We start from the raw sequence: 12,935 nt of genomic DNA, 5'->3' as shown, positions 1-12,935 counted from the left end.
TCTATTCAAGCGCCGGAGATGGGCTCTCCGGCAATCCAACGCAAATCGCAATGACGTGAGGCACTGCGCAGAAAAAAAGGCGCCGCGCTGTGGCACGACCCACAGCGCGGCGATTGATGCGACCGGTTACTTGGGGCGATCCCGGCCGCACCGTCTTTGGGGCGCCGGCCGGGGGCTTGTGCCCTCTCAGCCAGCGCCGCACTTGCACCTCCTGGCAGATCAGACGACCTGCACATCCTTGTCGACATAGAGCGTCACATTGTGCGTGCCGCCATTGTCGGTGAAGGTTCCGGTCCATTGGGTAAAGGTGACGCCACCGGCTTCAGGCGTAATGTCGCCGCCCTTGACCCAGTTCGTCGCGCCCTGGTTGACGCCGGTCGCATTGTCGATGTCGACCGTGTCGCCCTTGGAACCGATCACATAGATCGTGTCGTTGTCGGAGAAGTCGAACACATCCTTGGCATTGATGAGGACCTTGGTGCCGAGGGCATCGGAGCCGGACTGGCCCGATCCGCTGATCACGGCTTCCTCGGTGATGAGAATGCCCTCGATTCCGTCAATATGCGCGCCGCGCAGATCGACGGTTGCATCCGATGCCTGATCGGGGAAGAAGTCGATGCTCGTCTTGCCGCCGATCGTCGAGTTGTACAACGCACCCTGATCGATCCGAAGCAGGTCGAAGTCGGCCCCACCGTGGTAGGTGTCGCCCAAGGCCGGATTGTTGGCATCCGTCTGCAGGCCGCCATTCCACACCAGGACATCATTGCCGGCATCTCCGTTCAGGATGTCGTTGCCGATCCCGCCATTGAGGACATCGTCCTCATTGCCGCCATTCAACGTGTCGTTGCCGGCACCGCCATAGAGGTAGTCCTGGCCGGTCGTTCCGTTGTGCGCGGCATTGTTGCCGCTGGTGCCGTCGATCGAGTCCGTGACGATGACAGTGCCGCCATCATTCGGGCTCATCTGCGCATAGACGCCCATTGGTTTGTTGGAAGCGTCTTCATGCTCGATCTGGATGTTGCCGCCCGAGACATCGAGCGTGACACCTTCCAGATTGAAGTCGGTCACGATGATCTTGTGGCCTTCCAGCGCATTCTCAAGCGAAACGTTGAAGTCAGCACTGGGATTGATGTTGAAGCCGGAGTCGGCCAACACCGCGCCCTGCTGGCCCTGGGTGTCGCGGACGACAACCTGGGCGTAGACGTTGAGCGGGTGTCCATCCTGGACGAAGGTCAGGATCATCGCCTGGTCGCCCTGTTGGGCACTCGGCGTGTTGGTGACAAGCTGGCCGTTGAGGATTCGCGCCGAGACGACACCGACCGAGTCGGAAGTAATGGCGTTGTTGTTCGTGTTGGTGAACTCCGAACCGCTGCCATTGCCGTTCGGTCCGGCGACGGTCGCCTCTTCGCCCGACTTCGCGTCAACCGTGAACTGGGCGTTGGATGCGGCCGCCGCCGTGTTGGTGACATGGACGTCGAGATTGACGCTTGTCGTGGCGTCGGCAACCGCGAATGTCACCGTCCACCCGGCCAAAGCAGAGCCGGTCACGCTGAGAACGCTGACACCATTGGCGGGTAGCCCGGCCCAGCTGCTGCCGTTCCAATCGGTGAGATTGAAGCCGGCGGGCACTTTGAGGACCAGCGTGTGGGTCTCGGAACCGTCGCCATCGGCGAAGCTTGCCTTGATGTTGATGGTACCGGCCTCTCCGACACTGAAGATGCCATTGCCGCCGCTGTCGGTGAGCGTGATGTCGACGGCCGTCGGCTTGTCGGCCACGGCATCTACCTTCAGCGTCAGAGACTGACCCAACAGGACATTGGTCAGGTTGGAGTCATTGTCCTTAATCGCGACATCCATCGTGATCGGCTGATCGCCATCGACATTGGGTCCGGCAATGAACTGGACTTTCGAGAGATCCGCCGCCGCCACAACAAAGGTGGTCGGTCCGACGGCCTTCGTCGTCGCCGTTGTGCCATCCCAGAAGACCAGGGTCACGCCGGCCGGTACGCCGAAGGTGATCTGCGTGATCACTTCATTGTCGGACGGGTGGAAGGCGCCGGCGAAGTTGATACCGGACGCATTGGGCAGACCGGCAAAGCTGGTCGCGGTATCGCCCGTATGCTGATTCGGCTGACCGTCTTCATAGGTCCAGGCGACGATCGGGTCGAACGTGCCCGTCGCCGGATCCGTGACCGTGAAGCTCAAGACCGCTGTCGTCCGGTCGCCGTCGCCATCCTCGATCGTGTAGGTGAAATAGTCGGTCCCGTTGGCGTTCGCCTTCGGCGTGTAGGTATAGGTGCCGTCGGCATGAAGCACCAAGGTACCCAGGGCCGAGACAACCGACGAATTGATGCCTGTTGTCGATTGTGTGTTGCCGTTACCGGCCACGACGCCGATCAGACCACCACCGGATTTGGCGCCGTCCGCACCGAACAGATCGTTGGCGAGAACGCCATTGGCCGGGTTGGTCATGTTGATGGACGAGCCCGTGTTCACCGACCCGCCGAAATCGTTGCTGGCGATCGGCGCGTCATCGATGATGTCGATGCTGATCGTGCCGTTGGAATGATCGCCGTCGCTGTCGGTGACGACGACCTTAAGCTCGTCCTTCACCGCACCGTTGGAATGATCGACATTGTCCAGCAGCTTGTAGGTATAGCTCATGGTACCGGCGGCACTGTCGAAGGCCGTAACCTCAAGATCGCCATACTTGCCGTGGATGATCTGACCGACGCTTGCAATGGCGATTGCGTTGCCATCCTTGTCTTCGATGGTCAGCGAGCCGAAACCGTCCGGCGTGTTGAAGACCAACTGGCCCAAGGCCTTCTCGGACGTGTCGTCATCGTCGCTGCCATTGCCGTCAGCGGCTTCACCAGTGCCTGCTGGTTCGCCATTGCGGACCGGCATGCCCTTTTCGTCGACATCATTGTCGTTCTCGCCATCCGGATTGGTGTCGAGATCGGTTCCTTCATCATAGATGTTGATGGTGAGGACCGCATTCGTGGCGTCGCCATCTCCGTCCGTCAGGGTGTAGGTGAAGTGGTCGTCTTCGATCAACGGAACGCCATCGAAGCGGGTATAGGTATAGTAGCCGTCTTCATAAATCGTCAGCGTGCCGAACTCGCCGTCGATCTCAAAGCCGTTGCCATGGACCTGGTCGGTGACGGGTGTGGACGTATTGCCCGGAACTTCGACGGAAGCAATGCCCGTCACTGTGCCATTATCGGCGCCGAGCTTGTCCGAACCATTGGCAGGGTCGCTTGTCCCAACACCAGTGATGACGTTGCCGTCTGTGGTCAGCAGGTTTGCAACGCTGTCATAGTCGTTGCGGGCGATCGCCATGTCGTCGTCAACGATGACATGGATATCGGTCGAGACGTGATCGCCATCCTTGTCGGTCGCGATGACTGGGATGTAGATGTCGAGATTGTCCTCATAAGCCGTCTCGGTCACGTCGGTCGTCGACGGGTCGTCGTGGCCAGGATGATAGAGGCCCTCGTTCAGCTGGAAGAGGAAGTAGCCGGGAATCGGGCTGAGCTGGAGCTCGACCGTGAACACCGGGTCTGTCTGGCCGTCGATCACGCCTTCGATATGCTGCGGATCGACAATATTCCAATAGATCGTTTTGCCTTCCGAGTTCTTCAAACCGGTGTCGGCATCTTGGACGACATCGAACTTGAAAGAGTCGGTGGCGGCGGGACCGTCGGCGCCGAAATCGACACCGACGAAGCCCTCGACGCGGGCCGTGGTCTGCAGCCCGTTCGGGTTGACGTCGTCATCGCCCGGCGCATTGTCGCCATTGCCCTGATATTTGACGAACGGACCGGTCAAATCGTCTTCGTCGATGAGATTGCCCTGGTAGAGATGATTGGGGTCTTCGTAATCCGAGTAGATGACCTCAACGACGGTCGGGCCATCGTCACGGAAATTGAAGGCCAGGCCGATATTGGCCGGGACGCTGGCCGTATCGTCGTCCTTATCGGTGATGGTGGCCGTCAAGGTGATGAGATCGGCCGCCGACAGATGCGCCGGCGAAGTCGCTTCGTCTGGATCTAGCGGGTCATCATGTTCGACGGCGCGCGCCTGGTCGAGCGTTACGTTGCCACTGCCGTCAACCGACACGGTGAAGACGATGTCGCCGCTGGCGGCGTCCGTCGCGTCGGTGCCTTCACGGCCGACCACCTTGCCGCTTTCGATGAACAGGAACACGGCGTGGCCGGTTGCGATGTCGACCAGACCGCTCAGGGCGCCTGTGTCTTTCACACCCAGGGCGTAGGTGATGTCGCCCTTCTGGCCATCGGTGCCGCCGGACCCCTGGAACAGACCGGCGAAGGATTTGGTGTCGTTGGTCGTCAGATCCGTTTCATCGACGGTGAGGCTGGGGGCCGAGACATCCTTCAATTGAACGCTGGGGCCATCGTCCTCGAACTTGAGGGCGGAGCCGATATTGGCTGGAACACTGGCCGTGTCATTGTCTTTGTCGGTGATGGTGGCGGTCAGGGTGATGAGATCGCTCGACGACAGCGTGGCCGGCGAAGTCGATTCATCCGGGTCATTCGGGTCATCGTGCTGGACGGCACGCTGCTGATCCAGCGTTACATCGCCATTGGCGGCGACCGTCACGGTGAAGACGATTTCGCCGGTTTCGGCATCCATAGCATCGGTGCCTTCGCGACCGACGACGACGCCACCTTCAAGGAACAGATAGACCTTGTTGCCGGTGGCGATGTCGATGAGGCCGCTTTCCGCACCCGCGGATTTCACGCCAAGCACATAGGCGATGTCGCCCTTCTGACCGTCGGCGCCAGCCGACGTGTTGAACAAGCCAGCAAAGGAGGCCGTGGCATCAGCCGTCAAATCCGTTTCGTCAACCACGAGATCCGGCGTCGCCACATCTTTGAGGCCGATGGTCGGTGTGTCGTCGTCAAACTGGATCGTCATCGTTTTGACTACGAAGTCACCATCGCCATCGGTGAATTTTACGGCGAACTGGAAAGTGGCGTCGTTTTCATCTCCGCCGCCGGTATGCGGGACTGGAGCGAATTGGGTGATGCGATAGGTACCTGCGTCTTGATCAACAATCTCGACTCGCAGAATGAGCACGCCATCCAAACGGACTTCCAGAGGCGAACCGGTGCCAGATATTGTTGCGACCCCAGAACCGAAGCTCATCCCTTCGATTGGGAAGAAGCTCACGAACTGAAGCTTTGTTGACTCTGGACCATCTGACCCGAAATCGACCGGGAAGGTACCTTCGATGTAGGGATGCCCGTCATTGTCGAGCAGGAGGTCGCCGGCATTGGGCGCATCGTCATCCGTGCCGCCCGGATTGCCGCCGGGCAGAAGGTCGTCGTCGAAATAGACCGTCCCGAGATCGCCGACGGCGGGACCGTCATCTTCGAACAGGATCTTGTTGCCGAGATCGGAACTGGCGGTAACCGTGTCGCCGTCTTTGTCCGTGACCGACAATGTCGCCGCCAAATGGCCATCGGCCAGATAGGTCACTTCGTCGGGGTATGAGTTGGATCCATCCGATCCATGATCGACGGCGCGGTATTGGACGAAGGTGATGTCACCGGTTTGATCATCGACCACCAACGCAAAGACGGTCAGTTCGGTGCCATTGTCGTTGACAACGCCCCGAACCACGCCATCGCCGGGCCCCTCGACCAACGTCACGGGAAGGCCGGTCAGCGTGTCCGTGATGTTCGTCTGGGCATTGATGATATCAAGGCCGTACTCATGGCTCTTTTCGCCATCGGCACCGGCTTGATAGGAGAAGACGTTGGTCAGCGACCCGGAACTGCCACCGATGACATTTCCGTAGTTCCCAGCGAGGGCGGCCGGCTCCGTGACGAACTTTTCATCGTTTTCGACGGTGCTTCCGCCGCCGGGAACATCATAATTGTCCGCCCCGCCAACTGTCTCGTCCGAGGTCAAGAGGAACAGGGACGTGCCTTCGTCCGTGCCGATGGTCGTGATCTTCGGCATGTCGTCATCGACATTGATGGCGATGCCGGTCGTCAGCGTGTCGCCGTCATTGTCGGTCGCAATGACGGGGATCGAAATCACCAGATTGTCTTCGTAGCCAGTCGCATTCTCGTCATTCGGGTTTTCGTGGCCGTCATGCTGCAGCGGCTGGTTGAGCCAGAATTCGAAATAGCCGCTGTCGTAGATCACGGCTTCGAAAATGTGATCGTTCTCGTTGCCAGCGACATAGCCGAAAACGCGCTGATTTCCATCCACACCCCAAAGGATGACGTCGCCGGTCGCGGTGAACAATCCCGTCGGCTCGCCAACCGGGACGCTGAATTTGAACGGGTCGACATTGGCCGGGCCGTCACCGCCGAATGCGACCGAGATATGACCTTCGACGTATGACGAGCCGTCATCATCGCCATTTTCGCCGTCGCCTTGAACGCCGCCTTTCAGCGCGTCTTCGTCGATGTGACCTTGACCCGGATTGCTCTCGGATTCCTGGTAGTAGCCAACTTGCGCATCGAACGGGACGTCATCTTCAAACGTGGCCGGGAAGGTGGCTTGCGCGGTCGACCCGTTGGAATCGATGACCTCGAAGCCGATATTGGCGGTCAGCAGGTCTTGCACGTTCGGGCTTTCGCCCGTGTTCGGATGGTCCAACGGCGCGAGGAGTTCGACCAACACCTGGAAATTGCCGTCCATGCTGGGGGCGTTCAGCACCTCGACGACAACGACGTTCATGCCATTGGCCGAGCCGATGAGCGTGTGGCCGTCGAGCGAGAGTGACCAGGTGATGGGCATTCCGTCGGACTTCCAATCCGATGGCAGGTTGCTGTCGAGCAGCTTCAGATCGCCCGGAACCTCGCCGTGGAAATCGACCGTGATGCCGATGATTTTGGCCGTCGGCTCCTTGTCGGAATCGTCATTGTTGCCGGTCCCGTCGGTCGGGCCGGAAGCGCCGTCTTGATCATTGTCGTCGCTGTCGTATTGGTCGTTGCCGTTATGGCCACCGCCGCCAAAGCCGAAGCTCTGTTCGCGGGAATAGTCGTTGTATTCACCGCCGATGAAATCGTCTTCGTTGATCAGAACGGGGTCGATCTGGAGAATGGTGGGCGAATTGTCGGCCACCGTATCGTTCTCGATGATCTCGCGATATTCGTTCTGGATGAGGTTGTAGTTGAGGGCGGTCGGATTGAGGCCGCCAACCGCATTGAGACCGCCGATACCCGCCAATGGATCGAAGGGCGAGAAGAGGCCGCCATTGTTGTCCACACCCGCGCCAGCGTCGCCGGCGCCGGGGCCGGCGGCCGTCTGGATATCGAGATTGGGATCCGTCGCGGCGAGAACGGCGGCGACGTCCATCGGGCGCGCGTCGGTGCCGATGATGGTGACTTCGGCCTGACCGGTCGCTTCGGCATAGCCGAGGAGGATGACGGTGACGTCACCGACCTTCACCGCGAGATTGCCGTTTTCGCCAAGCCGAGCGACCACGGCGTCGATCGGGAAGGGGAGCTGGACCGTCTCGCCCGGTGTCACCTGGACCCGAACAACGTTTTCGCCAGCCGGGACCTGCACTTGAACCGGTGCCGCATTCGACTGAGTGAGCTGGCTCTGGCTCACGTCGCCTTCGTGAACGGTGCCGGCGGATTCGGTCGTCAGGTTGGTCGTATCAGTGGCCATGACAGGCTCCCCAAAGGCGCTGAATTCAGCGGGTTTTCCCATGCACGGACCGGTGGTCGTGCTTCGGTGGGAAAACGAGGGGAGAGGGGTGGGTATTCCGAAAATTTGAGGCGAATATCGCCGGCTGCCTACATGATTGTGTGCGGGGACTCTCTTTTATCCGCTTGACGGTGCTGGGGCCAGGAGAGGGTTTTGCCCGGCATCGGAGTCCCCGCCTGGCTGCGCGGCCGGTCGCCGAAATAGAGCGCGGAACCGATTGAAATACCGGCTCTCGCCCCGCGCCCGCCGAATTTGAGGGCGCCGGCAATATTGGCGCTGGCAGCATCGAAGGAGGTCGAAGACCCACCCATGCGGGCGGTAAGTCGGATCAGGTCAGGACGCAGCGACGCATCGCGGTTTGCCGCCTCGCGTTCATCCGTCGGCGCGACATCGCGACGCTGGTCCAGGATCACATTGCCGCTGCCGTCGACGGAGATGACGAAGACAATCTCGCCGTCTGCGGCGAGGTTCGCGTTCGTTCCACTGCGTGCGAGGATTTCCGGGCCGGACGAGAAAAGAAAAATGGCCTCGCCCGTGGCGTGGTCGAGCAGTCCGGTTTCGCTTCCGGGGGCGGCGAGACTTAATTCATAGACAATGCCCGACACATGATCATCATTGTCGTGTTCGGAATCGACCGTGTCGAACGAAACCTGCCGCGGCGTACGGCGACGTTCGATGAATGTCTGAGGTGCGGCGACATCAAACTTCAACGTGCCGCCGATCTTCGCCGCGGCCCGGTCTTCGATACCTGCCTCGCCGGTCACAATGGCGGTCAGCGTAATGAGATCGGGTGATGCGAGAATTCCTGGCGCTGTAACGGCACGCCATTGCTCGAGCGCGATATCACCATCCCGGCGGACCCTCAGCGAGAAGACAATAGGACCATCTGCCGCTTGTGCGGCATCCGTGGCGGTACGCCCGACGACTTCGTCCTGGACCAGGAACAGATAGATGTCGCCTCCGGTCGCGAGATCCGTGAGGCCGCTCGAGGCACCTTGCGATCGCACGTCGAGGCGATAGGCAACATCGACCACGGATCGGGCCAATGGATTCGCGGCAGGCGTCGCGTTCTCGGAGTGATCGACCATTTGGGTTCCCCTTCCAGCAAGGAGCGGTCAGCGCATCAGTCCTTAAACGAAGGTGCGGCAGAGCCTATTCCGACAATTCGAGACAAATACTCTTCACATCTGCAATATCGTGTGAGTGGAATTATGTTTAATCGCTTGACGCCATTCGCCAATCTGATGGTGTCAAAGAACCTGGGTTCCATCGCGGCGTGCATTTGCTGAATCTGTCCGGTATGACGGTGAAAGATCTGTGGGCTGAGTCGCCGTGCCTGTCTCCCTTACTATTTGATTCCACGCCATTCTCTGGACCGAACCATTGACGAAGCGAAAGGATATCGAGCTCGGTCTGATCAGCCTGCTGCCGCGCTTGCGGCGCTTTGCGATCGGGCTCAGCGGTTCGGCGGAAGAAGGCGACGACCTTGTGCAACAAGCGTGTCTCAAGGCGCTCGAGCGCTATACCCAATGGCAGCCGGACTCGCGCCTCGACAGCTGGGTCTACAAGATCATCATGAACATCTGGATCGATCGTCGGCGATCTGCCGCCAGCCGGCTCTCGGTACCGGGAGAAGGCTTGTGGGAGCAAATTCCAGGAGCTCCTCTCGCGGTGGAACTCGAGGCGCGCCAAGACCTTAAGCGCACTTGGGAAGCGATCAAGCGCCTGCCGGAAGAGCAGCGCCAAGTGCTGCTGTTGGTGACAGTAGAAGGCTTCGGCTATCAAGAAGCTGCGGACATGTTGGAGATCCCTATCGGCACCGTCATGAGCCGGCTTGCCCGCGCACGGCTCGCCTTGGTCAAGCAGGTTCGTGGTGCGGATGCGGAATAGAAATGACCCTCTCATCGTTGGGAATATCAATGACTGACCAGCTTCAGGAAATTGGTGACGATATGATGGTTAAAGTGATGCAGTACTGCGACGGGACCCTCTCGCCGCAGGACGCAGCCGATGTAGCGCGCGCGATCGAAGCCGATCCGGCTCTCCAGGCCCTGGCGGCCGACTTTGCGGCCGGTGCGGACCTCGCGAAACAAACGATGGGTGTGCTTGATAAGCAGCCCGTTCCCTTTGCCTTGGCCCGGTCGATCGTGGCACCGGCAACGACACCGCAGCGAGGCATTGTGCGGGAATTCCTGCACGGTCGCCTGGCAGCGGCGATCATGGGGATTGCGGTCGGCGCCGCGGCTTTGGGAATGCTGTCTTCGTTCGATCGATCCGACGACGGCATGCGCCTTGCCGGGGCCGAAGCGCCGCATGATGACGGCTTCAGCAATGAATTCCGTGGTGCGCTCTTCGCCGCCTTGCAGGCGAAGCCGGCCTTAACTGCCCATTCATATGTTCTGGTGGATGAAGGCAATATGGAAGGCCGCGTTTCCGTGCTGCGCTGGTTCGACCTGGCATCCGGCGCAACCTGCGCCGAGTTCAACCAGGAAGAAGCCGGGCAAGTTCTTGCCGGCGGCGTTGCCTGCCAAAGCAAGCAGGGCTGGGAAATCGTCACTGTCCCGGCCAAACAGTAACTGACCGACCAGCGTAGCGTATTGCCGCCGCGCCGGCGGTGAAGGAGCCAGTCGGGTTGTCGCGCTATCGTCAATTGATCGTGAGCGTCCTCGTGCTCGCTTATGCCGGTGCCTTGCAAATGGGCACCGTCGCTACAGTCATGTCTTTTGCGGACAAGGTCTGGGCCGGCAATGGAAACGGCAATGGCGGTGGTAACGGTGGTGGCAACGGTGGTGGCAACGGTGGTGGTAACGGCGGCGGCAATGGCGGCGGCAATGGCGGCGGCAATGGTGGCGGTAACGGTGGTGGCAATGGCGGCGGTAACGGCGGCGGCAATGGTGGTGGCAACAGCGGCGGCAACGGCAACGGCAACGGGGCGAACAATGCCGGGGGCAACAGCGCCAATGCTCCTGGGGCCAGCGTAAAGGGAACCAAGCCCGGTCAGGAGAAGAAGGCCAATACCGTCGCGGCGAGCACGACCAATGTGGATGCAACGCCGACCAGCAACCCGAACAATGTCGGTAGTGGCGCACGCGCGCTGGCGCATGAAATCGTGGTTGCCAATGCAAGCCCGGCGCTTGCCCAGTTCGCCCAATCCAACGGCATGTCCGTTGTGTCGCAAGAGACGATGAGCGCGCTTGGCTTTTCCGTGGCGCGCGTTTCGGTCCCGGCCGAAATCAACCTGGCAACCGCGAAGAAGAGTATTGAAGCAGCCTTCCCGGGCGCATCGATCGATTACAATCACGTCTATTCGCCTCAGGTGAGCATGTCTCTGCCGGCGGAAGATTTCGCGCGCAAGGAGATCCAATGGTCGTCTGCGCTGCAAGATTGCGACGCAGCGGCGCTGCATGTCGGCATGCTGGATACATTGGCCAAGCTCGACTCCTCTCTTCTCAAGGGCGCGCGCCTCACGCAGATGTCATTCATCGATGCTGACGCGGTCGAGGCTGCCGTCGATCACGGCACTGCTGTTGCCTCCATCCTCGTCGGTCAATCCAATTTTGGTCTTCTGCCCCGCGCGGCGCTTTCGGTCGCGGGAATTTTCACGCTGGACCAGGACGATCAACCGATTGCCAGCGCCACTTCCTTCATCAAGGGATTGAATTGGCTGGCGGAGCAGGGTGTTAAAACCGTCAATACGAGCTTGAGCGGGCCGGACAACAAGCTCGTCGCGATGGCGGTACACGCGGCTCTGAATCAGAACATGCGCATCGTCGCTGCCGTCGGAAACGATGGATTGTCGGACGTGCCGCGCTATCCGGCTGCCTATGATGGCGTCATCGGTGTGACAGCCGTCGATGCTGAGAGGCAGGTGTTCAAACGGGCCAACAAAGGAACATTTGTGGCGTTCGCTGCACCCGGCGTCGACTTGTGGGTTCCCGCGGAAGCCACAAGCAGCCCTGACGGCAAAATTCTCAGCGGTACGTCCTTCGCGGCACCATACGTCGCTGCCGCACTGGCCGCGTCGGACAACGATCTGGAATCGCTCGTCCAGAGCGCGGTCGATCTGGGTGCGCCGGGGCGTGATCCGACCTATGGGTTTGGCCTTCTCCAGGCTGCATCCAAATGTTCCCTGGCCGGCCGCTAGTTGGGCAATCCAGCCTTACTTGTTATTGCCCTTTCCGCCGCCCTTACCACCGCCGCCACCGCCACCGCCTTTCCCGGGATTATCATTGTCGTGACCGCTGGGGTTGTCGCCGTGGCCATTGTTGCCATCGCCATCGCTGTCGGAACCGCCGGCGTTGCCACCGCCCGAGTTCTCGCCACCTGAGTTGCCACCACCTGAGTTGTCGCCACCCGAGTTGCCGCCTGCATTGCTGCTGCTGGGCGCATTGCTCGCAGACCTCTTGGTGGCACCGCGGGAAGCATCGTCTCCGGTATTGGTTGGCCCGGGAGCAGCCGGCGCCGGGCCAGCCGCCGTGGAGAAATCACCGATGTTGCCGACTTTGGGCTCCTCATTCGCATTCCCCACCAAGATGCTTTGGCCTTCCAGCGCATCGACCGCCGTCGAATTGTTGATCGGCTTTGCATTCACCTTGCCGGAGAGGACATCGATCACGGTGGCGCCGTTTGCACCGACGCTCACGACGATATCCGTGCCGCGAATGCCGACCGTCGCCACCGGCGTGTTGAACGCGACACCGGTATCGTCGGTCGACGTCTCGCCGGTCGTGTAGCGGGCAATACCGCTGGGGATGTTGATGTTGGCGGCAGATTTCAGCGCGGTGGGGTCGAAGACGTATGAGTCGAGGACCAGGTCGCTGTCTGCCTCCAGGCGCAGGGTCGCACCGTCGGGGAAGCTCATCTCGATTGCAGAATCGGCCCCGGTTCGGATGGCCTCGTCGGCCATCAGCTTATCGCCGATATTGGCCGCGGCTTCATTGCCTCCCGGCGGGGTGTGGAACGCGTTCTTCACCACGTCCACAACTTCGGCGACCGGAGGTGTCTCCTGTGTGGCGGCAAGGGCAATGGCGGACGCGGCTGTCAGCAGCGCCACGCCGAAGGCTGGAGCCATAAAACCTTTCATGTTCGATCCGATCTTAGAATGGTTTTAAGGTGTTGGTTGCAGCCCCTGATCTGCAGCCTGCGTACAAAGGACGCGTACGAGTACGAATGATGTCGCCACTTATTCCGCAGGTGCGAGCGGAAAAAATATTCATGTCGACCCAGCGGTGCCTCCG

6 protein-coding genes are annotated in these 12,935 nt (G+C 60.4%); 3 read left to right on the top strand and 3 right to left on the bottom strand.

Going from position 1 to position 12,935, the window contains the following annotated elements:
• Positions 1-219: 219 nt before the first annotated feature.
• Positions 220-7,659 (bottom strand): DUF5801 repeats-in-toxin domain-containing protein, encoded by a 7,440-nt coding sequence (locus tag ACE3PP_RS16210; RefSeq protein WP_374384157.1) that lies wholly within the window; start codon positions 7,657-7,659, stop codon positions 220-222.
• Between the two features lie 128 nt (positions 7,660-7,787).
• Positions 7,788-8,732, bottom strand: a complete 945-nt coding sequence (locus tag ACE3PP_RS16205; RefSeq protein ID WP_374384155.1) for a DUF5801 repeats-in-toxin domain-containing protein — start codon at positions 8,730-8,732, stop codon at positions 7,788-7,790.
• A 349-nt stretch (positions 8,733-9,081) separates the two neighbouring features.
• Between ACE3PP_RS16205 and ACE3PP_RS16200 the strand changes: the two genes are divergently transcribed.
• The 3 genes from ACE3PP_RS16200 to ACE3PP_RS16190 are packed head-to-tail and all read left to right on the top strand — an operon-like array spanning position 9,082 to position 11,842.
• The gene (locus ACE3PP_RS16200) at positions 9,082-9,588 is read left to right on the top strand and encodes an RNA polymerase sigma factor (RefSeq protein ID WP_374384153.1); all 507 of its coding nucleotides are present in this window, start codon (positions 9,082-9,084) and stop codon (positions 9,586-9,588) included.
• A 29-nt stretch (positions 9,589-9,617) separates the two neighbouring features.
• A complete protein-coding gene (locus tag ACE3PP_RS16195) occupies positions 9,618-10,274 on the top strand; it encodes a hypothetical protein (protein ID WP_374384151.1) in 657 nt (218 codons plus the stop codon).
• 56 nt (positions 10,275-10,330) lie between these two features.
• Positions 10,331-11,842, top strand: a complete 1,512-nt coding sequence (locus ACE3PP_RS16190; RefSeq protein ID WP_374384149.1) for a S8 family serine peptidase — start codon at positions 10,331-10,333, stop codon at positions 11,840-11,842.
• 15 nt (positions 11,843-11,857) lie between these two features.
• On the opposite strand, the gene ACE3PP_RS16185 is transcribed toward ACE3PP_RS16190, so the two are convergent.
• The gene (locus tag ACE3PP_RS16185) at positions 11,858-12,781 is read right to left on the bottom strand and encodes a FecR domain-containing protein (RefSeq protein ID WP_374384147.1); all 924 of its coding nucleotides are present in this window, start codon (positions 12,779-12,781) and stop codon (positions 11,858-11,860) included.
• Positions 12,782-12,935 lie beyond the last annotated feature (154 nt).

This window comes from Dongia sp. (assembly GCF_041910485.1).
Lineage (GTDB): Bacteria > Pseudomonadota > Alphaproteobacteria > Dongiales > Dongiaceae > Dongia.
The sequence above is the reverse complement of the archived record's forward strand: the minus strand, read 5'-3'. Positions and strand labels throughout refer to the sequence as shown.